Raw genomic sequence first — 21625 nt, 5'->3', positions numbered from 1 at the left:
AGTTGACACAACTTTAAAAGGTCTCAAAATAATGCGCACACCTGACACACGTCTATAACGGATTAAACAAGTGAATCAACCACTATCAGAATCAGCAAAAAAAATCCTTCAATGCTGTCGTCAAGGGCAATTAGACTACCTGGAGAAACACCTTGAATCTGGCATCGATATCGATGATGTCAATCACCCTGAATTTTTACCATTAAATGTAGCACTGAGAAATGGCCGCTGGAAGATTGCCAGGTATCTGTTACAAAATAACACCGTTCCAATCAAAAGTGACAACCCTCCATTGATTGCAGCCACTCAGTACAACAAAGATTTAACCACTGGCATTGAATTGATTTTTGCTCACACCGGTGATTTAGCAGTGGTTGATAAAAATGGCAGGACTGCATTGATGACGGCTTGCTTATTAGGCCATGAGAAAAAAGTAAAATACCTGTTATCCGAACCAAGCAGTTTAAGCAATCAAGACCAGATGGGAATGAATGCCTTTTTAGACGCCATCATCAGCCAATCTACACACATCGTTGATTATTTACTTAAGTTTGATCTTGATATTCACCACCAAAATGCCCAAGGTGACAATGCTTTATTGATTGCAGTACAAACAAAAAATCCCAGTACAAAATTAATTAAAACACTGCTTGAACATGACATAGATTGTTGTCAAAAAAACCATGCAGGGAAATCTGCGCACTCTGTGGCAGAAAACAAACACCCACTTATTCACAAAATGTTCGCTGCCAAAATTGAAGCGGATAAACAAATGGAATTACCGATGTTCAGTATGGAACCAGATGAGCAATCCAAAACCAAGGAAACAGCCAAAGAACCCAGCCATGAAAAATCAACACCTAACCAACCAGTAGGAGCGTATGATCATAGTTGGTTCATCGCAGTATCTGAAGGTAACTTGGGCAAACTCAACAAAATCAAAGTCAATGGTGTGCCCGTTGATTTGGTCGATCACAAAGGATGTACAGCATTGATTCATGCAGCTGGCAGAGGCTTGCGAGCGGTGGCATCCTATTTAATTCAGAACAATGCCAATATTGAACACCAGTCCAATAACGGCAGTACCCCCTTATCAAGTGCAATCATCAGCAATTCTCGATCAGTGGCTGGCTTGTTGTTAGAAAACAATGCCAATCCAAATGGGACTGGCCCTGGAGATTACCCGTACATTTCCTTGGCCGCTTCTCAATGGAATGAAGCCTGTGTCAGTATGCTGCTAGATGCCGGCGCCAGTGTTGAAACTTTGGATTTGAATGGCATGAATTTATACCACCACATTGCAATTGCTGCCGAATATTACAGCAACACAGCCAAAGCCAAAAACACCACCAGACTTATCATACAAAATGGCTTAGATATCAATAAAGTGAATAAACAAGGCAATACCTGTTTACACATATTGTGCGGTGCCAATAAAGCCAAAAATTATGCCGCAGATGACAGTCAACTCGCCACCATCGCACATGAGTTTTTGAAGTCAGGTGTCAATCCCAAAATAGTGAACCACCAAGGTTTCACAGCCATTCAATATGCAAAACAGCATGGTTTACTGAACACCAAAGGGGTTATTCTTTCATTTCTTGAAGCTTGGTAAATGAGATGAAGAAACGAAAACTTGATCAAATATTTTTACAGCATCAGCACTTAATTGAAAAGGCTGTATACAGTAAAAAGATTCAAATTTCAGGCATAACAGCCGATGATGTGTTTCAAGAAGTTTCGATTCGATTATTTAAAGTTTTAGAAAGTGACCGACAAATTGAAAACCTTTCGTCTTATATATACAGAACAACGGCTAATGTCATTGTTGATTTGGCCAGGAAGCAGAACAGGCATTTGAATGACATTCCACTCCCTGATCAACAAAATGAAGAACAACATTATCGAGCAGATTTAATCAGTCAGGAGTCTGAACCTGACCAACAATTGATTGACAATGAAACGCAAATGAAAGTACTGCAAGCCATTGAATCACTGCCTGAAAGTCGTAGGATTGCTATAAAAATGAGGCTACAAGGGTATTCTGTAAAAGAAATGGTGGAATTGACAGGTTGGCCTTATTACAAAGCAGAGAACTTGTCAAAACGCTCAATGGCAGCATTGAAAGAAAAATTAAAATTAATGAACATTGATTATGAAATTAACTGAAAAACAATTGGCTGAAATATTTACCAACAGCACCAAGTTAAACCAAGCAAGCGGTGATGTCGATGAGTGTCTGAATGCTTTACCAGCATCTTCAAATCGGTTGATTAAAGCAGAAGGATTAATCAATGATTATGCTGCTGCTCAAGGAATGAAAATGGCAATTGATTTGAAACAGTGGTCAGACATTGTGGCCGAATCTGTACAGAAATCACAGCAACCATGGTTCAGTTTTCTGGGAATGGACAGCCCGTTAAAAACAGCTGTCGCAACTGGCGCCCTTGCTGTTGCTTTTGTCGTGGCCATGCCAGAATTCAAGCAAGATCAAACAAACTTGCAACCCATTCAAAACAACATCACCAATGATGTGATCAGTAATAATCACTTTGAAAACAAAGCCGATGTATTGAATAAAAGTGATTTTGACGGCGGTGAGAAACCCAATGATTCACTGTTTGATGGCAATTTTGGATAATCAACCCATTGACCAGTATCCATGATTGGATCAAAAACCAATCAAACCATTTAAACCAAGTCACTCAATTTGATCAAAACGACATCAATTTGTTGTTGTGTCACTTGTTATCCATAAACACGGCTTGGTTGTATGCCCATCAAGAACACCTACTGACAGCAAAGCAAATCCATCAGTTAGACCTGTGGGTTGAAGAACTCAAAGCTGGCAAACCACTGGCTTATATTACTGGAAATAAAGATTTTTGGACATTGCGTCTACATGTCAATCAACACACTTTGATCCCCCGCCCGGAAACTGAATTATTGATTGAGGTCATAGAACAACTTGACTTGTCACCCGCAAAAATTCTAGACCTGGGTACAGGCAGTGGCGCCATAGCTTTGTCTTTGGCCACGCTTTATCCCGATGCTGAAATCACCGCATCCGACCAATCCGCAGCAGCTTTAAAGGTGGCAGCACTGAATGCAAAATCAAACCAAATTAATAATGTAACATTCATTCAATCAAATTGGTTCGACGACATCAATGCCGATTGCTTTGACCTCATTGTCAGCAATCCACCTTATATTGATTCGGAGGACGAACACCTAGTCAACTTGTCGTATGAACCCTTGAGTGCGCTGGTGGCATCAGACCATGGCTTGTCAGACTTCAAAAAAATCAGTCTGGCCGCCAGCCAATTCCTTAAACCAGGCGGTGTTTTGATGTTTGAACATGGTTGGCAACAAGCTGAATCGGTTACAAAAATATTGGAAAATGCTGGTTTGGTTAATACCTCAACACAAAAAGACCTGTTGCAACACAATCGAGTCACTTGGGCTTACCTCAAAGTTTAAGCTTGCCTGTAAGGACTTGCCACAACATCACCCAATCACCGACAAAACTGTATAGTGGATATTTAAAGGTGGCTGGTTTGTTTTTTTCAAAGAAAAAATGCCCCACCCAAGCAAACCCATAACCAATAATGGGCAACAATATCAGCAATCCCCAGCTTTGACTGATGAGTGAAAAGGCCAAAACCAGCAACACCAATATTGATCCTGTGACATGCAATCTGCGGCTGATTTTATTTTGGTGCTCAGCCAAATAAAAAGGATAAAACGCTTTGAATGATTCGAATTTTTGAGGTTGATCTGTCATTTCATCAGTTTACCATATCAAATTGAAAGGTTATAATCTTTGATCTGTCTATTCAAAGCACCTTATCTGATGAAGTTAAATCAACTGTTACTGTTTTTATTTCTTGGGTTGTTGTCAGCTTGCCAACAACAGGATAATAATGATGGAAACATGAACCATGAGGCGCAAGTTGACAAGAAAATTTATCGCCACTCTGAAGATGGAAAACCCACCAGTTTAGACCCTATCAAAGCCTCAACAATTTACAGTAACCTGATGGCTGTTAATATATTTGACACCTTGTATGCATATAAATACCTCAAAAGACCTTATGAATTAAAACCAAATTTGGCAACACAAATGCCTACTATCAGTGACGATGGATTGACCTATACCATTGAAATCAAACCGAATGTCTATTTCACGCCGCATGCTTCTTTTGCAGGTGGGCTAGGGCGAGAAGTCAAAGCGAAAGATTTTGTTTATTCTATAAAACGTTCATTTGATCCTGCCAACGGAGGTACAGGTGCTTGGTTATGGCAAGGAAAAATTCTGGGCATTGATCAGTGGAAAGCAGACGGCGCCAATTATGACCAAGTCATAGAAGGACTAAAAGCACTTGATGATTACACCATTCAGATCAAACTGACTCAACCTTACCCTCAACTTATTTACACCTTGGCGATGGGATTTTCTGCCATAACACCCAGAGAAGTGGTTGAATCATTGGGCCAAGAATTTGGTTCTAAACCAATTGGTTCAGGACCATTTATTTTAACTTCGTTCAATTCAGAAACCGCTTACCTGATAAAGAACCAAGATTTCAGAGCTGAACCGCTTGATATCTATTTTGAAGGGTATGACCCAGCGAAGCACAAATCCTATGGCCTAGAATCATTACAGGGGAAAAATGCACCATTTATTGATGAGCTTGAAGTCCACTTTATCAATGAATCATCATCGCGGTGGCATTCATTCACCAAAGGCAATGAAATTCAATACACAACCGTACCTAAAGACAAACAGAATGCCGTCATATTACAACATGACCCCATTTTGGTTCATCCTCAGATCAGTAAAAATTATCACTACACATATGGCACCGAAGCGGGTTTTGTTTACCACGGCTTTAACATGGATGATCCCACTTTTGGGATGAGAGGCGATGAAGAACATGATAAAAACAGTCATGCCTTGCGTTGTGCCATCAGGAAAGCACACAACTGGTCACAAAAAAACCGTGCCTTTTATTTTGGTTTAGGTCAGGTTTTCCCTGGAATCATCCCCCCATCGGTACCTGAATTTGATCCCAATTTAAGCACCGAATCAATAGAGTTGGACATAGAAGGCGCCAAAACCTTATTGGCAGAACATGGCTGGAACAATGACACATTACCTGAGTTTGAATACCATGTAACCGGCAGTGTTTTACAAAAACAATTCTATGAACAAATGAGGGGCTTTCTCAATAAAATTGGCTACCCTTCTAATTTAATCAAATACAAGCCTTATCCAAGCTTTGGTCAATTCAACAAAGCCATTAAGAACCGACAAAGTCCATTTTTCTTTTTAGGGTGGACACTAGATTATCCAGATGCTGAAAACACCCTGCAATTATTCTATGGTCCCAACCAAACTCCAGGTTCAAATAATTTCAATTATTCAAATCCTGCATTCGATCAACTGTTCGAACAAAGCAGTACCATGCTACCCTCGCCTCAAAGGACGGCTTTGTACCGACAAATGAACCAAATGGTCATTGATGATTGTGTGGTTATTTCAGGTCTGGCCCGAAATAAAATTAACCTTTGGCATAAAAACGTCATTACATTTCCAGACCGTGAAATTGTCGGTGGTTTTCACCTAAGGTATGTTGACATCAAGCAATGAACAACTGGCAATTCGCTTTCCAAATGTTACTGGGCGGGATTCCGCTGATTCTCGGCGTGACTTTTATTTCTTTTGTATTAATGGTTTATTTTGGACCTGATTTAACCTTCGAATTGCTTGGCAAAAACCCCTCGGCTGAGGACATCAGTCAAATTCGTCATTTATTGGGATACGACCAATCCTTTTGGACTCGTTATTTTAATTACCTCCAAGAATTAGTTACTTTGGATTTTGGCATGTCAATGATGAAAGACCAGCCTGTTGCTGACATGTTAAAACTGGCCATTCCTGTTTCCTTGCTGCTGATGATTCCCGGTTTTATATTGGGTAACATACTGGCAATTGCTCTGGCAATCAAAGCCGTTCAGTTCCGCGGACAATGGCGAGATAAAACCATCATGACATTCTCAGTCGTTGGCATGAGTATTTCATTCTTGGTGGTGATCATTGTTTTTCAAATTTCTCTTTCCTCAAGTTATGGCCTTGACTGGTTTCCTGTCAGAGGCTGGGAAATCTTTACAGCCGATGGTGATTTTGATGGCGTAAGGTATCTGTCGTATGTGACTGTCCCTACCTTGGCGACAGTTTTTGTTGCGGTTGGTTATAACACACGATTTTACCGAGCAGTCTTGGTTGAAGAATTGAATAAAGGTTATATAACTACAGCCAAAGCATATGGTCATAAACCCAGCCAAGTCATGTATAAATACATACTTAAAAATGCCATGATTCCAATCATCACTCGCGTCATGTTTTCCATTCCATTGGTTGTCATCAGTGGTTCTCTGTTGATCGAAAGTTATTTTGGCATTCCTGGCATTGGCTTAGTTACTTATGACGCCATCATTGCCGGTGACCAACCCGTTCTTAAGGCCGTGGTTGGCTTAACTTCTGTTTTATTTGTACTGGTTCTAATAATGGCCGAGTTGTTGTATAGGGTTTTTGACCCCAGAATGGGCAAAGTTTCGACATGAACCATCAGGCTACATACAAAGCGCAACCTTCACATGATCTGTGGTTTCGTGCCGGGCAGCAATTAATAAGCGATAAATTGGGTATTTTGGGTGCAACCATAGTTTTGTTGTTTCTTTTCATAACGATTGGAGTTTGGCTGGGGCTGTGGGGACAAAATTGGAGCGAAACCAGTGACTTTTTCAACCAGAGCCCATCATTAAGACATTGGTTTGGTACCAATGCGATTGGACAGGACATCGCATCACGTGGCATATATGCCACCAAAGTGGCTTTTGAAGTCGGTTTGTTGGTGGCTGTTTGTGCCAGCTTACTTGGCACATTGGTAGGGGCCGTTGCTGGTTTTAAAAACAACACATGGCTTGATTCTAGCCTTCTTTGGTTAATGGGTGTTATTGACTCCATACCCTTTTATTTATTTGTAGCGGCCATAGCTTATGCCATGAAAGGTTTTATTTTTTCTATGCATATGGCAATGATTTTGGTTTTCTGGACCGAAACTGCCCGGGTGATACGTGGCGAAGTCATCAAACTCAATCAGCTTGAATTTATTGAGTCTGCTGTGGCAATGGGTCAAAGTCAGATTAAAATTTTACTGAAACACATCATCCCCAATGTAAGTCATTTACTGATCATTCAATCAACGCTAATTTTCGTCGCGGCGATAAAATCAGAAGTTATTCTTAGCTTTCTTGGTTTAGGCGTTAAAGATGGCATCAGTTGGGGATTAATGATCGCAGAATCTACCAATGACATCCAAGCAGGGTATTTTCTGAATTTCTTCGTGGCTTCTGGCCTGTTGTTCATACTGGTCATAGGTTTCAACCTTTTTTCTGACGCACTACAAGATGCTTTGGATCCTAAACTACAAAAATAATTATGAATCAATTGATATATAAAGCCTTCATCAGCACATTTTTATTGCTGCTGTTAACCGCCTGTGGCACTCCCAATACCAGAAAAGATTTACAAAACTTGCCCAGCTTAATTGAGATAGTGGCGCTTGATCTGAACCAACAAACCATTAAACTCCGAATTTCACATCGCAATCAATCTCCAAGGCTGGACAATCAACTGAGTTGTCAGCTGGCAGTTAAGGATTTTGCACCCATCACATTGCAAGCTTTGAAAATACCAGATCTGACGACCTTTGCCACTGAAACGGTTCAATCTACTTTCAAGTCTACACAATTAAACGCCAGCCTAAAACAGTACAAAGCGTTACCGTATGTACTGGATTGTTTTTTGTTTTCAAGCACATTCATGAAAGAACACATCATATCAAAAGCCACCATATATCGTATTCCAGGAGAGCAAAACAGTTATCGATGATTAAACCAATAGTCAGGCTTACACTGCCTCATGACCTTTGGCATACTTGACTATATCAGTAGTGTTGTAGTAAAGTATAACACTTAAGTAACCACTTGGAGTATTGACATGCATCAATTCATTAAAAATTTAATAGCAGCTGGCATATTATTTTTGTCATTGATCACATCAGTGGCTTTGTGTTATGCAATCACCCCTGTCAATGAAACACCCAAGCCAAGCAAAGGATTGGAAATTAATTTATCCATTGATAAAAAACAACTTAGATTTAATATCAATGAAACCTTGAACTTGCTGATACCAATGGTGAGCAAATAATATGAGCTTTCAGTGGAATGACAAAGAACCTATTTACTTGCAGTTGAAAGACAAAATCAAAGAAATGGTGTTGTCAGGTGATATTGTTGAAGGAGAAGCACTGCCCTCAGTCAGGCAAGTGGCTATTGAGTACAAGGTCAATCCAATCACAGTCTCAAAATCATACCAAATATTGGTGGATGAGCATTTGGTTGAAAAGAGACGTGGTTTGGGTATGTTTGTGCAAAAAGGCGCTGTGGAAAAACTACAAGTGAATGAAAATCAGCAATTCATCAATGAGGATTGGCCTAAAATTTTATTAAAAATCCAACACCTCAACCTAGATACTTCACAACTAATAAACTCGTTAAAAGAGATTGGGAGAAATCAATGAGTCATATCTTATCGGCGCAAAACGTCAATAAAAAATTTGGCAGTTTCCAAGCATTGAAAAATGTAAACATCAACATCAGTAAAGGTAAGATTGTGGGCTTAATTGGTCCCAACGGCGCAGGAAAAACCACATTACTGAAATCCGTCCTGGGCCTTGATTCTTGCGAAGGTGAGCTTAAAGTTTTGGGCATTGACCCTTATAAGAAGCGTTCTGACTTGATGAAAGAAATCTGTTTCATTGCTGATGTGGCGGTTTTGCCAAAATGGATCAAAGTGTCTCAACTACTGACATTTACAGAACAGACACACCCTAATTTTTCACTGGATCAAGCCAAACAGTTCTTGAGCAAAACCAAAATCAAAATGGATCATAAAGTCAAGGAACTGTCTAAAGGCATGACAGCACAGTTACACCTTGCCATTGTGATGTCTATCAATGCCAAATTACTGGTATTAGATGAGCCCACATTGGGCTTAGATATTTTATTCAGGAAACAATTTTATGACAACTTACTGAATGACTATTTTGACAATGAAAGGACCATCATCATCACCACCCATCAAGTGGAAGAAATTGAGCACATATTAACGGATGTGGTGTTTATACGAGAAGGTGAAATCGTGTTGAACGCCAACATGGATGAATTAACCAATTCATATTTTGAAGTCATGGTGGGTCAAGATAATTACGAAGAAGCTTTGTCTCACAAACCCTTAACGATGCGAAAAGTTTTCGGCAAACACATCATGCTGTTTAATTCCACTTCCAGAGATGTGATTGAAACCCTTGGAGAAGTACAGCGACCGTCTGTATCTGATTTATTTGTTGCTTTGATGCAGGAGGACCAAGCATGAGTACTTTCAAAGCTTTGCTACAACGTGAGTATTGGGAGCACCGAGGTGCGTTTCTTAAAACACCCTTGATTATTGGTATTGTAATGGGTATTACATTACTTTTGATTTACTTTTTTACAGATCGAGTTGATCTTGTAATGAACAGTGGGCAATTATCTGAACTAGGTTCTAAATCATTGAGCGCCATAGATCCAAAAAATATTAAATTGGGACTCGATGCATTTATGCTATTTACAGCATACATTTATCACTTCATTCTTTTTATTATTGTATTTTTCTTTTTGTTAGGAAGTTTATACGATGACAGAAAGGACGGTAGTATTTTATTTTGGAAATCACTGCCTGTATCAGACACCCAAACTGTATTATCAAAGTTAATTACAGCGACAATTGTTGCCCCATTAATTTTTACTGTTGGACTGATTCTAAGTCACATACTAATATTTATGTTATTAAGCGGTATACTTTTACTTAATGGTATTAACCCGTTCTCTTTTATATGGGCCAATATTAATTTTATTAGCAATTGGGGTGCTTTCATAATAGGTTGCTTTATTCAATCTTTATGGGCTTTACCTATTTATGGATGGTTGTTATTTTCATCATCATTTTCTAAAAGAAGACCGTTTTTGTTAGCAATATTTGCACCTTTAACTGTTGCGTTTGCATGGTACTGGTATGTTGCATTTACAAACTTTGATGTTATTCAAGCTGGATTATTTAAGACCATACTATTTTTATTTTCTAAAGCTGCATCTCCTTTTACATCTGGTATTAGTTTTTCAGCAGATGAAATTGATTTTGACCCTAGAGATCAATCAGGCTTAGAGGTCATTTATTCAATGATTAACGGATTATCAAACACCAGTTTATATTATGGTTTGATTTTTGCAGTAATAGCAGTGGCAGTTGCCATTTACGTCAGGCGTTTTCGCAATACCACATAATTGAGTCACAAAGAGGCTTCTTATCATGAAACCTCTTTGTTACAATACTTCAATCAAAAAACGGTCTGGTTAATTTTCTGGGCCGTTTGTTTTTTGGGGACAACATGGCCAACTATCTAAAAATATTTAATATACCCAATCATTATCAATTTCACCGAGGTGGTCAAATTGATAACGGTATAATTGCTTATGAAACCTGGGGCCAATTAAATCAAAACAAATCCAATGCCTTATTAATTCTTACTGGACTGTCAGCAGACTCGCATGCAGCCAGACATTCTGCAAATGACACTGCAGGGTGGTGGGAATACATGATTGGTCCAGGAAAGGCCATAGACACCAATCAATGGTTTGTCATCTGTGCCAGTTCATTGGGCAGCTGTAAAGGCTCAACCGGTCCATGCTCACCCAATCCCAGAACTGGGCAAGCCTATCGTTTTGATTTTCCTGATTTATGTTTAGAGGACATTGCCAACACATCTGTCCTACTCTGCCAATCATTAGGCATCGATCGATTACATGCAACCATTGGACCATCAATGGGTGGGATGACAGCATTGGCCTTATTATTAAAGCACAGCGAATACTGTAAACACCTGGTCCATATCGCATCTGGCATGGCTTCACCACCTTTCAGCACAGCCATAAGGTCCCTCCAGCGTGAAGCCATTCTGAAAGATGAAAACTTCAACCAAGGTCACTACTCAGCAGCAAATTGGCCAGAAGAAGGTATGAAGTTTGCCAGGAAAATTGGTATGTTGAGTTACCGTTCAGCGACCGAATGGGCAGATCGCTTTCCCCGCAGTTTGAAAAAAGTACCTGAACATGCTTTTGGTAGTGAGTTTCCAATAGAAAGCTATTTGGAACACCATGCCAACCAATTCGTACATAAATTTGATCCAATCAGTTACCTTTATTTATCGCGAGCGATGGATTGGTTTGATGGCCATTCCTACGCACAACCAAGGGGAAGCAACCCATTGGGTCGGGTTAAATTGGATGGGGCATTAATTATAGGCGCCGAAACCGACTTACTATTTCCGGTGGCGTTACAAACAGAATTACACCAATTATTGCAGAAAGCAGGTATAAAAAGTGAATTGGTCATAACAAATTCAATCCAAGGACACGATGCATTTTTAGTCGACCAGCAAACATTTACTCAATTGGTCGGAGATTACCTGGTTCAGTCAGCAGTATGAAGTAATTTCATGGCCTTATCCCAATCTCCTTTGATCAAGTCATCAGTAACGTCAATACATCGATCAATGCAACGCTCAATCTCAATTGAATCATCAAGACCAGGTCTGCCGAGGACCCATGGAGTCACTTTAGATTTGTCACCAGGGTGACCGATACCAATCCGCAACCTTTTGAAATCTTTACCAAGGGTTGGAATGATGTCACGCAAACCATTATGGCCTCCGTGGCCTCCCGATTTTTTTAACTTAGCCGTACCAACAGGGATATCAAGCTCATCATAAGCCACCAACACTTCATCAACCGGAATGCGGTAAAAATGGATAAAAGGGACTACACTTTGAGCAGAACAGTTCATAAAAGCCTGTGGTTTCACCAACCATATCTTTTTTCCCATAAAATTCCATATGGCGACTTCTGCTTTGAATTTTTTTTCAGGTTTGAAAATGCAATTGTGTTTTTTTGCCAATGCATCAATATACCAAAAGCCGGCATTGTGTCGGGTTTGTTGGTATTTTTCACCTGGATTGCCCAGGCCAAATATAACTTGCATTTTAGGTATTATGAGAAGCACAAAGGGAAGCGCAAATACGCTTCCCTTTGTATCAACTGATTTTACTCAGCTGAATCGTCTTTAGATTGTTTTGTTGCTTCAACTTCAACAGAAACTTCTTCAACTTCGTCTTCTTCTGTTTCAACTTGACCAACCACTGATGTAGATACAACCACTGCATCATAAGCATCATTGTCACCATGAGTGAATGCAACCAAAGTAACACCTTTTGGCAATTTCAAATCACTTAAATGTAAATTATCACCTGCATCAAATTCAGAAACATCAACACTGATGAACTCTGGCAAATCTTTAGGGAAACATGTGATTTCAACTTCATTCATTTGGTAATCAATCATCACACGTGAAGATTTACCAGCAGGTGAGTTTTCACCACCTTCAAAATGCAATGGAACATTCATTACAATTTCATTTTTATCATTAACACGCATGAAATCCATGTGCATAATTAATTGTTTTGCTGGATGTCTTTGTACATCTTTCAATACCACTTTTTGTTTTTTGCCACCATCAGCTGAGAACTCAATGATGCTTGAAAAGAAAGCTTCATCTTCAACCAAATGGAGTACTTTATGATGTTGCAAGGTCAAATTTCTTGGTTCCTTGTCACCACCGTATAACACAACCGGTACCAAACCTGCATGACGTAAGCGGCGGCTCGCACCTTTCCCAACGTCTGAGCGGATTTCCGCTTCTACTTTAAATATAGCCATAATAATTTCCTATAAAACAGTAACACCCTTGCGACCAGGGTGTAAAATCATCGATCTATCAATCGATGTACATTGAACTAACAGACTCTCTGTTAGCGATTCGTCTGATTGTCTCTCCCAGCATTTCTGCCACGGACAATTGACGTATTTTTTTACAATCGAGCGCTTCTTGCCTCAAAGGGATGGTATCGGTCACCACCAGTTCAGTTAAACCTGAACCTTCAATATTCTTTATAGCATCACCTGATAACACAGGGTGCACACAATAGGCATGGACTTCTTTTGCACCAAACTCTTTCAATGCAGTTGATGCAGCACATAAAGTACCAGCCGTATCAATCATGTCATCAACCAAGATACAAATTTGGTCTTTAACCTCCCCAATGATGTTCATCACTTTGGCCATATTTGGCTTGGGTCTTCTTTTATCTATAATTGCCAGTTCACAACCCAATCTTTTGGCAATGGCTCTGGCCCTTACAACACCACCTATGTCTGGTGAAACTATGGTGACGTCCTTGCTATCAAAACGTTGCCACATATCAGCCAAAGTCAATGGTGATGCATAAACATTGTCCACAGGAATGTCAAAAAAACCTTGGATTTGATCGGCATGTAAATCAACGGTTAAAACACGATCAACGCCCACCGCTGCAATCATTTTTGCAGCCACTTTTGCAGTAATGGGTACTCGTGATGACCTGGGTCTTCTGTCTTGTCTGGCATACCCAAAATAGGGAATGACTGCGGTAACTGTCCTGGCTGAGGCCCTTTTCAAGGCATCTACCATAACGACCAGTTCCATAAAGTTATCTGCGGTCGGTCGGCATGTGGGTTGTATCAAGAAAATATCTTGCCCTCGGACATTGTCTCTGATTTCAACAGACACTTCACCATCACTGAAACGACCCACCTTAGCGCGTCCCAATGGTACGCCTAAGTTGTCAGCAATTTTCTGTCCCAATGCTGGATTGGCGTTACCTGAAAACAACCTGATTCCACGATCGAACATTTTACAGCCTCAGATACAAGTATGCCCGTACATGGGACGGGCATGACATAAATATGGCTGGGATGGGAGGATTCGAACCTCCGAATGCCAGGATCAAAACCTGGTGCCTTAACCACTTGGCGACATCCCAATTAGTGAGATAGACTCATTCTTTAAAGCTTAACAATCAGCTCCAAAGGCGGCATATTATAACCAGATAAAATTTGATTGCAAAGGCAAAATAATAAAAATAATCTCTTTTTGCTTTTATTTTTAGACAACCGTATTTATTTTAGGTCTAACCAGCATACAGTTTGCATATTTATCAGCCCATTTTAGGGCTGTCTGGGCTGCTGATTCATCATTGTATACAGCAAACAGGGTTGAGCCTGAACCAGACAATCTAACATGGATGTGCTTGCTTAATTGTTGGTACAGGGTATTCATATCTGCGTAATTATTTAACACCAGTGGAAAAAAGTCATTGATCCACAGATCACGATTGTCCAGTTCCTCTGCCGTTAATTCAACTTGATTTCTATTTAATCTTGGGTGTTGGAATATTGATTGGGTACTGATATGAGTACCTGCAAAAATCAGCAAGATATATGGGGTATTGAATTCCATTTGTACCAATTCATCACCAATGCCTGAAGCCAATGCTGAATGACCTGATATAAACACGGGTATGTCCGCCCCAAGTTTGCTACCAATTTTCTGCAGTTCCATTTGGGTCAAGCCGCATTTCCAATGGGTGTTTAAAAATTTCAAGGTTTCTGCCGCATTTGAACTGCCTCCACCCAATCCAGCACCTGTCGGAATATTCTTTTCTACAAGAATGGACCAATCTGATGATACACGTGCATAGGGTACCAATGATAAGGCCGCTCGATAAATCAAGTTATCTTCTTTTTTTAATCCGGTAAAGCCCTTGATATCAATATGGTTGTTGCCTTTTTCTCTGATGCAGCAAAAATCAATTGAATCACCCCATTCTAGTATTTGGAAACATGTTTGTAATTGGTGATAACCATCCTTGCGTTGTCCGATGATTCGTAACATCAAATTAATTTTTGCTCGACTTAAGACGGATTGTTTTACCATTGCCAATTTTTAATGATTAGTTTGATTGAATAAGGGTCTTTACGGGCAATTATTTTGTGTGGCACGATGCCGTTGCCATTGGTTTTTATTTTCGAATAAGAGATGAACCACCCTTGGTCCAATATTTCAAAATCGCCATTGGTGTGCTTATTCAATATTCTTCCAGAAGGTGATTTTTGGCCGATTACCCACGCTTGAAGGTCTTTCCATGGCAAATCCCAACCAATTTGTTCACTGATTAAATCACCTGCAGTTAAACCATAGATGGTTTCTCCATTCGACAACTGGATTTCAGCATGACCTGGCGCATCTATCAGGGTCCAGCTTTTGTTACTCAGAGGCGCCTTTAAAGTGACCGCTATCCGATCATGGTTCTGGTTCCAGGAAACTTGGCCACTGCCCCCTTCAACACCGTCAGAAAACGACATCTTACCGTTAAACGTATACTCTTGAATTGTTGATAAGTCGGTTATTACAGGCAGAGCACCTGGTTTCAATTGACGGTTGCTTGAACATGACAACTGAATAGAACACAATGCGATTAGCAGCAACAAATAAACAAATCTTTTCATGACACAAAAAATGTGAGGATGGCAACTAGAGATAGCAGGAAGGTGATTTTAAAGGTTGTGCTTGAATTTGATGTAAGGAACAGTACCCGTCAATTCATCCAATGACGTTCCGTTGGTGGTATTTTCCCTGATATTCCTTCTGGCACCAAATGAAATGGTACCATCTTTGGTAAAATGCCAATCTACTTGCAAATCTATGGTGGATTGCTCTAGGTCATTTTGTGTTGCACCGTTCATGAAGTCAGATTGAAAAGTGGCGCCAAATTTACTGTTTCGAATGCCAAATCCCAATCGTGTGGTTTCTACTTGATCTTGGTACAAACCAAGCCATTCACCACCGACACGGCCCATTCCAACATCTATACCTAAGCGCCATTTATTACTGAGGTTCAAAACTGAACTGACACCTACTTGATAGCCCATTAAATCTGTGGCTGCTTGACCTGATTGATGACTCATTGATGGACCTGAAAATAAATCAAAGGCTTGATCTTCATCGATAACATTCAACCTTAGGGTCAACCAATCAGCAAATTTCATTCCAACAATCAATTCTTCGCCAAACATGCCATCAGATTTGGTCGACAGGTGATATCCCTTTTTTTGTGGATTTAAAAAATCGAAACCAGAATGATTGGATTGCAGTGAGTTTTGGAAAAATGATTCGCGATCCATGGCAGAAAATGTAGGGCTGCTTAGGGATTTGTTGACTGAAATTTCAAAAGGCTGAAACGGCTTAACGTCTTGTGCTTGAGCCAAACCGGCAAAAGCAAGCGTACATAATAAACCTTTACATTTAGACTTTAAAAACACCTTCGTCCCCAAAAAAACAATTACCCATTAAGACAACCCATAGTACAAATAGTTTCGTACAACAATAATATTATCAAACAACTTTGATTATTTCAAGCAAAATCAGAAAGATATAAGCTTTTTTTAAAACAATTCTCAAGCAATGTGAAACCGGTCACAATTTTACACTTTTGCTTGGGTGTTTTGCCAATACTTTTTCGCCATTATCATCGCTTTCCCCATGACACTGTTCTCAGCATAAAACCCATCAATTAGAATACCTGCCGATTCTTCCATCAACACCTCAATGGCCTCTGTGATGTGTGAAACTGCATGTATCGAAAATAAATTGTTTTTACAAGCTTCTTGGACATCAGTCCTCAACATCAGTTCACCGGCATTGGCTCTGGGAATAATGACCCCTTGCTTACCGGTTAATCCACGGTAATGACAGGTGTCAAAAAAACCTTCTATTTTTTCATTCACTCCTCCAATGGCTTGCAGCCTTCCATGCTGATCTATCGCGCCCGTCATGGCAAATCCTTGGTTGATTGGAACCTGCGTCAAAGCTGACATTAAACAACAGAACTCCGCTCCCGAGGCCGAATCACCATCTATCCCACCGTAACTTTGTTCGAATGCAATTGATGCCGAAAAAGTCAATGGATGCTCCACTGGTAACATATACCGCAACAAGCCACCTAAAATATGAAATCCTTTGGTATGAATGGAACCCGATTTCCCTGCCATGCCTTCAATGTCAATGACTCCAGATCGACCTGGCCCTATAGAGGCTGTTATCCTGGATGGAAAGCCATAGACGATGGGGCCCGCATGGATCACAGCCAGCCCATTAATTTGTCCAATTGTAAAGCCATCGGTATCCAAATTTATGGTGCCATCTTGTAACCGCTCTTGAAACTTTCTTGATGACAGTCCGGCTCTTTTTTTGGTTCTTCGAACCGCATGCACCACATCATCACCACTGACCAACTTGTTTTTTTCCTTGTTGGCAAGGTAACTGGCTTCTCTGGCTAAGTCGGCCACTCTGGAGAATTTAGCTGTTAATTTATTGTCTTGAGAGCACACCCTGGCGCCATGCTCAATCAAACGGGCAATGGCAAATCGATCGAAGGGTAATAAACCATCCTCTTTAATGATTTTCGCAATGATACCCGCATAATTGTCAAAACCTTCTTGATCACGGCTGATCACTGAATCGAAATCTGCCAACACTTTGAACAACTCAGGAAAATCGGGGTCTTGATTATCAAGGTGATAATAAACGCTTGAATCTCCCAATAAAATCACACGGATGTCAACCGGTATGGGCTCAGGTTTCAAAGATGGCTGACCAAATGGCCAACTCATTTCAGCTGGAACAATCTCCAACAATTCATTTTTGATGGTTCTGATTAAAGTTTTCCATGCACCCTGCTCTGCCAATAAATCACGGGCATCGAGCACCAAAAACCCACCATCGGCACGCAGCAATGAACCACCGACTATGCTCATATGATCTGCCAATACCGGTCCATTTTCAGACCATTTACTTTCAATCGAACCCAATAAGTTTTGCAAAGAAGGTACCCTTTCAACCAAAACAGGACAGTCTTTTTTATCATCATGCTGCAACAAAACATTGACTGCATAGCGCTCATAAGGATTGAACGCTTTCTTTTTGGGTGAAAAATATTGATCCAATAAATCCTCTTTGACAGACTCCAAAAATTGCAACACAGCTTTGACTTTAAATTGTTTCGCAAAACTGGCCACTTCTTGATCAATCAACTTGGATACGTGTTTTTCATACAAGGACCTAATGGCAACAACGCCTTGCTCTTTTAATTCATTGACTTTACGCCCCACTTCTTCTAATTTTTTGCTGAACACTTGCTGGGTATCCATCAGCGCTTTTTGTTCCGCCTCGTTAATCTCTCCTGCTGCGACCTTTTGTTGCCACGCATTGGGGTCCAAAACTTTTTCTTCCATCACTGGTGCGATAATGGTTTGTTGACCCTGTTGTGAATTGACATTCAGCATGGCCATTGAATGCTCACTTAATTCAGTTTCAAAGGGTTCGGTAATTTTAGAAATTTTTGATTGTAAATTTTCTTCAACCTTATTTTTGGCTTGAATCAAAGAATCAGATTCCATTGCTTTCTTCAAATCTTCACTGATAAACAGGCTTAACTTATCCATCATGTTTTTAAACTTCACTCCCTGTCCAGCAGGCAAGCTGATAAGCCTGGGGCGGTCAGGCTGAGCAAAATTTGCCACATAACAATGTTCTGTTTTCTGCTTAAGCTTTGGTTTCACATCCCTTAAAATTTTTGAAACCATGCTCATTCGTCCAGTTCCACTCAATCCTCGGACATAAACATTTTGACCATAGGCTTCACATTCAATAGCAAACTGCAAAGCTTCTAATGCATCATCTTGACCAATAATGACATCGACAGGCTCTACCTCTTTGGTGGTTTTAAAGCCTAATTTTTCGGCATCACAATGCCATCTGACTTGTTGCCAATTTAATTTAGTGTGTTCAATCATAAAATCCTGGTTGTATTAATTACTCATAACTTAGAAACATATTAAACGATATTACTTGCATGATTTATTCTTTTTACCTAAAGTTTGCTTTTTTTAACCTTCATTACAAAGGTGAACTTTTGAATTCTTGGGTGGTATTAAAATTTGGTGGGACCTCTGTTTCTGACCTCAAAAAATGGCAAGTGATTGTCGATGTGGTCAAACAAAGAATTAAACAAGGATATAAAGTTCTGGTGGTACATTCTGCCGCCCAAGGACTGACCAATTTATTGACACGAAAAATCACCAATAAGCAATCCATCTATACTGAATTTGTTGCACAATTATCGAAATTAGCCATCGATTTGTCTGTGGACATCGACTTAATTGAAAATCAATTGACTCATCTTAAACGCCTCAATGACTTGAGCCAATTGTCAATCAAGCAACAAGCTGAATTACTCGCTATGGGTGAATTGTGCACCCATCAAGTGATATTGGCCTATTTACAAAATCAGCTCAAAACCCACAGCCTAGATCCAAAAAAATGGCTGGTCAGCTCACGTCATGACAAAAGGCATCAAGATGCGCAAATATTGTCTGCAAAATGCGACATCAACCCGCTTGAAAACATCAACGACACGCTAACTGACCCTTTCTATGTGATGCCAGGTTTCGTCGCCAGTGACTCTGCTGGTAACACCGTACTTTTAGGCCGTGGCGGCTCAGACACCACAGCGGCTTATATGGCCGTTATATTAAATGCCAAACAACTTGAAATTTGGACTGATGTTCATGGTATTTTTAGCGCCAACCCTCACAGCATCCCCAACGCCAGACTGTTGTTAAACCTCGGCTACCAGGAAGCCAGAGAGATTGCAGCCAGTGGTGGTAAAGTGTTGCACCCGCGTTGCATATTACCGGTTGAACAACACGACATTCCGTTGTTGATCAAAAACACCAACCACCCACAAGCAGCTGGCACGGTATTGGCTTCACAGCACAGCGCGACCAAGCCGAGGGTCTCTGCAATCAACAGTCGCCACCAAGTCACCTTGGTTTCTATGGAATCAATGAACATGTGGCACCAAGCTGGTTTTATGGGTGATGTTTTCAACATTTACAAAAAACTGGGATTGTCCATTGATTTGGTTTCAACCGCACAAACCAATGTCACCATATCACTTGATAACATTGACAACATATTGAACCCGGAAATATTGTCAAATTTACAAGCTGAATTGACCCCGTTGTGCGAAGTTGAAATCTATCAAAACTGTTCAGCGGTGACATTGGTCGGATATCGAATCAGGGCCTTGGCCGATAAAATTTCACCTGTTATTTCATCTTTTGCCGACCAAAGAATTTACATCACCACCCAATCTTCAAATGATTTAAACCAGACCTTTGTTGTTGACGAAGACCAAGCCGACAAACTCGCTCGGGCGTTGCATGAAGTGTTGATTATTGAAGACAAAGAGATTGATGATTTTGGTCCAACCTGGGCTGAATTGGTTGCTGAAAAGTCAAAACCAACCCACATCAGCCCCGCATGGTGGCAAACACAACAACAACCATTAATTGAACTCAGCAACACACATTCTCCTTGCTATGTATATCACTTGGATACCATCAAACATCAAATCGATCAACTCAAGTCCTTAACGGCTATTGACCGGATCTTTTATGCCAGCAAAGCCAATTCACACCCGCAAATATTGAACTTCATGCACCAACAGCAAATTTCCCTGGAAACTGTTTCACCAGGCGAAATAGAAAGGGTGCTTAAAAGTTGTAAAGGTATCAAAGCTGAAAGTATGCTGTTCACTCCAAACTTTGCCCCAATCCATGAGTATCAGGATGCACTGGATCAAGGATTATTTGTCACCATTGATAACCCATCATTACTTTATGACAACCCAGAAGTATTTCAAAACCAAGAAGTGATACTTCGTTTAGACCCAGGACATGGCAGTGGACACCATCGTTATGTCAGAACAGCTGGCTCACATTCAAAGTTTGGCATTCCTTCATCTGATATTGAACAAATTGCTCAATGGTGCAAGGATCATCAAGTCAAAGTCATTGGATTGCATGCACATTCTGGCAGCGGCATTCTGGATCACAGCAATTGGCCCAGAATTGCAGAATACTTAGGCAGTTGTTTGTCCTTCTTTCCAACAGCCAAAATAGTCAACGTAGGAGGCGGCCTGGGCATTCGTGAAAACCCAGGTGATATGGGGCTCGATTTACAAGCTTTAAACAATGCTTTACTGACATTTAAAAAATCAAACCCATCAATCGAGTTGTGGATGGAACCTGGTAGGTTTTTAGTCGCTCACAGTGGGGTCTTGATGGCCAAAGTGACGCAAACCAAATGGAAGTCCAGCCATGGCTATATAGGCATTGAAACGGGTATGAATTCATTGATCAGGCCTGCTTTATATGGTGCATGGCATAACATCGTTAACTTAAGCCGATTAAACCAGGACGCTGAATATACAGCCACTGTGGTAGGTCCCATGTGTGAATCTGGAGATGTACTTGGGGTGGACAGGAAGATGCCTCGAACATCCGTTGGAGACACCATTTTAATTGCCAATACCGGTGCCTATGGTGCAGTCATGGCTTCAAATTATAATTTGCGCGAACCTGCTAAGGAGTTTGTGATTTGACAGTCATTAAGCACTTGTTTTTA

The 21625-nt window shown here is 40.4% G+C and carries 22 protein-coding genes and 1 tRNA gene; 14 read left to right on the top strand and 9 right to left on the bottom strand.

From position 1 onward, the window contains the following. Positions 1-70: 70 nt before the first annotated feature. The 4 genes from CCS90_RS03735 to prmC are packed head-to-tail and all read left to right on the top strand — an operon-like array spanning position 71 to position 3480. The gene (locus tag CCS90_RS03735) at positions 71-1615 is read left to right on the top strand and encodes an ankyrin repeat domain-containing protein (RefSeq protein ID WP_099018154.1); all 1545 of its coding nucleotides are present in this window, start codon (positions 71-73) and stop codon (positions 1613-1615) included. A 5-nt stretch (positions 1616-1620) separates the two neighbouring features. Beyond that, the gene (locus CCS90_RS03730; RefSeq protein WP_099018153.1) at positions 1621-2169 is read left to right on the top strand and encodes an RNA polymerase sigma factor; all 549 of its coding nucleotides are present in this window, start codon (positions 1621-1623) and stop codon (positions 2167-2169) included. Beyond that, positions 2156-2641 (top strand): hypothetical protein, encoded by a 486-nt coding sequence (locus CCS90_RS03725; protein WP_099018152.1) that lies wholly within the window; start codon positions 2156-2158, stop codon positions 2639-2641. Before CCS90_RS03730 ends, CCS90_RS03725 begins: the two co-directional genes overlap by 14 nt. 8 nt (positions 2642-2649) lie before the next feature. Continuing rightward, entirely contained in the window at positions 2650-3480 is an 831-nt protein-coding gene (prmC, locus tag CCS90_RS03720; RefSeq protein ID WP_162846701.1) for a peptide chain release factor N(5)-glutamine methyltransferase, read from the top strand. Here prmC and CCS90_RS03715 read toward each other — a convergent pair. Beyond that, entirely contained in the window at positions 3470-3784 is a 315-nt protein-coding gene (locus CCS90_RS03715) for an Mpo1-like protein (RefSeq protein ID WP_099018150.1), read from the bottom strand. The genes prmC and CCS90_RS03715 overlap by 11 nt on opposite strands. A 69-nt stretch (positions 3785-3853) precedes the next feature. Here CCS90_RS03715 and CCS90_RS03710 point away from each other — a divergent pair, with 69 nt between their 5' ends. The 9 genes from CCS90_RS03710 to metX all read left to right on the top strand — a co-directional run bounded on the left by CCS90_RS03710 (position 3854) and on the right by metX (position 11651). Next, positions 3854-5653, top strand: a complete 1800-nt coding sequence (locus tag CCS90_RS03710) for an ABC transporter substrate-binding protein (protein ID WP_099018149.1) — start codon at positions 3854-3856, stop codon at positions 5651-5653. Further along, on the top strand, positions 5650-6627 hold the full coding sequence (locus tag CCS90_RS03705) for an ABC transporter permease (RefSeq protein WP_099018148.1): 978 nt from the start codon (positions 5650-5652) through the stop codon (positions 6625-6627). The genes CCS90_RS03710 and CCS90_RS03705 overlap by 4 nt, the downstream gene beginning before the upstream one ends. After that, positions 6624-7502 carry an ABC transporter permease gene (locus CCS90_RS03700; protein ID WP_099018147.1) on the top strand — a complete coding sequence of 293 codons (879 nt, stop codon included), beginning with the start codon at positions 6624-6626 and terminating at the stop codon, positions 7500-7502. The genes CCS90_RS03705 and CCS90_RS03700 overlap by 4 nt, the downstream gene beginning before the upstream one ends. A 2-nt stretch (positions 7503-7504) precedes the next feature. Then, positions 7505-7957: a hypothetical protein gene (locus CCS90_RS03695; protein ID WP_099018146.1), complete on the top strand. Its 453-nt coding sequence runs from the start codon at positions 7505-7507 to the stop codon at positions 7955-7957. Between the two features lie 108 nt (positions 7958-8065). Continuing rightward, positions 8066-8275, top strand: a complete 210-nt coding sequence (locus CCS90_RS03690; RefSeq protein ID WP_099018145.1) for a hypothetical protein — start codon at positions 8066-8068, stop codon at positions 8273-8275. Between the two features lies 1 nt (position 8276). Then, positions 8277-8648, top strand: a complete 372-nt coding sequence (locus CCS90_RS03685; RefSeq protein WP_099018144.1) for a GntR family transcriptional regulator — start codon at positions 8277-8279, stop codon at positions 8646-8648. Beyond that, a complete protein-coding gene (locus CCS90_RS03680) occupies positions 8645-9502 on the top strand; it encodes an ABC transporter ATP-binding protein (protein WP_099018143.1) in 858 nt (285 codons plus the stop codon). Before CCS90_RS03685 ends, CCS90_RS03680 begins: the two co-directional genes overlap by 4 nt. Beyond that, positions 9499-10449 (top strand): hypothetical protein, encoded by a 951-nt coding sequence (locus CCS90_RS03675; protein ID WP_099018142.1) that lies wholly within the window; start codon positions 9499-9501, stop codon positions 10447-10449. The genes CCS90_RS03680 and CCS90_RS03675 overlap by 4 nt, the downstream gene beginning before the upstream one ends. Positions 10450-10553: 104 nt before the next feature. Beyond that, positions 10554-11651 (top strand): homoserine O-acetyltransferase MetX, encoded by a 1098-nt coding sequence (gene metX, locus CCS90_RS03670; protein WP_099018141.1) that lies wholly within the window; start codon positions 10554-10556, stop codon positions 11649-11651. Here metX and pth read toward each other — a convergent pair. The 8 genes from pth to CCS90_RS03630 all read right to left on the bottom strand — a co-directional run bounded on the left by pth (position 11636) and on the right by CCS90_RS03630 (position 18948). Continuing rightward, a complete protein-coding gene (pth, locus tag CCS90_RS03665) occupies positions 11636-12202 on the bottom strand; it encodes an aminoacyl-tRNA hydrolase (RefSeq protein WP_099018140.1) in 567 nt (188 codons plus the stop codon). The two genes, metX and pth, sit on opposite strands and share 16 nt — an antisense overlap. A gap of 62 nt (positions 12203-12264) precedes the next feature. Then, positions 12265-12936 (bottom strand): 50S ribosomal protein L25/general stress protein Ctc, encoded by a 672-nt coding sequence (locus CCS90_RS03660; RefSeq protein ID WP_099018139.1) that lies wholly within the window; start codon positions 12934-12936, stop codon positions 12265-12267. A gap of 58 nt (positions 12937-12994) precedes the next feature. Continuing rightward, positions 12995-13948 carry a ribose-phosphate pyrophosphokinase gene (locus CCS90_RS03655; protein ID WP_099018138.1) on the bottom strand — a complete coding sequence of 318 codons (954 nt, stop codon included), beginning with the start codon at positions 13946-13948 and terminating at the stop codon, positions 12995-12997. 54 nt (positions 13949-14002) lie between these two features. Next, positions 14003-14078 (bottom strand) — tRNA-Gln (locus CCS90_RS03650). A 122-nt stretch (positions 14079-14200) separates the two neighbouring features. Then, positions 14201-15031, bottom strand: a complete 831-nt coding sequence (gene ispE / locus CCS90_RS03645; RefSeq protein ID WP_099018137.1) for a 4-(cytidine 5'-diphospho)-2-C-methyl-D-erythritol kinase — start codon at positions 15029-15031, stop codon at positions 14201-14203. Continuing rightward, positions 15025-15603 carry a lipoprotein insertase outer membrane protein LolB gene (gene lolB / locus CCS90_RS03640; RefSeq protein WP_099018136.1) on the bottom strand — a complete coding sequence of 193 codons (579 nt, stop codon included), beginning with the start codon at positions 15601-15603 and terminating at the stop codon, positions 15025-15027. Before lolB ends, ispE begins: the two co-directional genes overlap by 7 nt. A gap of 48 nt (positions 15604-15651) precedes the next feature. Continuing rightward, a complete protein-coding gene (locus tag CCS90_RS03635) occupies positions 15652-16416 on the bottom strand; it encodes a hypothetical protein (RefSeq protein WP_099018135.1) in 765 nt (254 codons plus the stop codon). Between the two features lie 162 nt (positions 16417-16578). Continuing rightward, entirely contained in the window at positions 16579-18948 is a 2370-nt protein-coding gene (locus CCS90_RS03630; RefSeq protein ID WP_099018134.1) for a Lon protease family protein, read from the bottom strand. A 59-nt stretch (positions 18949-19007) separates the two neighbouring features. On the opposite strand from CCS90_RS03630, the gene CCS90_RS03625 reads away from it, so the two are divergent. Further along, positions 19008-21602 carry a bifunctional aspartate kinase/diaminopimelate decarboxylase gene (locus tag CCS90_RS03625; protein WP_099018133.1) on the top strand — a complete coding sequence of 865 codons (2595 nt, stop codon included), beginning with the start codon at positions 19008-19010 and terminating at the stop codon, positions 21600-21602. The last annotated feature ends 23 nt before the right edge of the window (positions 21603-21625 follow it).

Source organism: Marinicella litoralis, from assembly GCF_002591915.1.
Classification (GTDB): domain Bacteria; phylum Pseudomonadota; class Gammaproteobacteria; order Xanthomonadales; family Marinicellaceae; genus Marinicella; species Marinicella litoralis.
This window is presented reverse-complemented; position numbering and strand designations above follow the sequence as displayed.

Bases quoted from the DNA above. Each gene is read 5' to 3' on its own strand.
- CCS90_RS03730 (WP_099018153.1), top strand. From the start codon at position 1,621: ATGAAGAAACGAAAACTTGATCAAATATTTTTACAGCATCAGCACTTA.
- CCS90_RS03725 (WP_099018152.1), top strand. From the start codon at position 2,156: ATGAAATTAACTGAAAAACAATTGGCTGAAATATTTACCAACAGCACC.
- CCS90_RS03715 (WP_099018150.1), bottom strand. From the start codon at position 3,784: ATGACAGATCAACCTCAAAAATTCGAATCATTCAAAGCGTTTTATCCT.
- CCS90_RS03710 (WP_099018149.1), top strand. From the start codon at position 3,854: ATGAAGTTAAATCAACTGTTACTGTTTTTATTTCTTGGGTTGTTGTCA.
- CCS90_RS03705 (WP_099018148.1), top strand. From the start codon at position 5,650: ATGAACAACTGGCAATTCGCTTTCCAAATGTTACTGGGCGGGATTCCG.
- CCS90_RS03700 (WP_099018147.1), top strand. From the start codon at position 6,624: ATGAACCATCAGGCTACATACAAAGCGCAACCTTCACATGATCTGTGG.
- CCS90_RS03695 (WP_099018146.1), top strand. From the start codon at position 7,505: ATGAATCAATTGATATATAAAGCCTTCATCAGCACATTTTTATTGCTG.
- CCS90_RS03690 (WP_099018145.1), top strand. From the start codon at position 8,066: ATGCATCAATTCATTAAAAATTTAATAGCAGCTGGCATATTATTTTTG.
- CCS90_RS03685 (WP_099018144.1), top strand. From the start codon at position 8,277: ATGAGCTTTCAGTGGAATGACAAAGAACCTATTTACTTGCAGTTGAAA.
- CCS90_RS03680 (WP_099018143.1), top strand. From the start codon at position 8,645: ATGAGTCATATCTTATCGGCGCAAAACGTCAATAAAAAATTTGGCAGT.
- CCS90_RS03675 (WP_099018142.1), top strand. From the start codon at position 9,499: ATGAGTACTTTCAAAGCTTTGCTACAACGTGAGTATTGGGAGCACCGA.
- metX (WP_099018141.1), top strand. From the start codon at position 10,554: ATGGCCAACTATCTAAAAATATTTAATATACCCAATCATTATCAATTT.
- pth (WP_099018140.1), bottom strand. From the start codon at position 12,202: ATGCAAGTTATATTTGGCCTGGGCAATCCAGGTGAAAAATACCAACAA.
- CCS90_RS03660 (WP_099018139.1), bottom strand. From the start codon at position 12,936: ATGGCTATATTTAAAGTAGAAGCGGAAATCCGCTCAGACGTTGGGAAA.
- CCS90_RS03655 (WP_099018138.1), bottom strand. From the start codon at position 13,948: ATGTTCGATCGTGGAATCAGGTTGTTTTCAGGTAACGCCAATCCAGCA.
- ispE (WP_099018137.1), bottom strand. From the start codon at position 15,031: ATGGTAAAACAATCCGTCTTAAGTCGAGCAAAAATTAATTTGATGTTA.
- lolB (WP_099018136.1), bottom strand. From the start codon at position 15,603: ATGAAAAGATTTGTTTATTTGTTGCTGCTAATCGCATTGTGTTCTATT.
- CCS90_RS03630 (WP_099018134.1), bottom strand. From the start codon at position 18,948: ATGATTGAACACACTAAATTAAATTGGCAACAAGTCAGATGGCATTGT.
- CCS90_RS03625 (WP_099018133.1), top strand. From the start codon at position 19,008: ATGATTTATTCTTTTTACCTAAAGTTTGCTTTTTTTAACCTTCATTAC.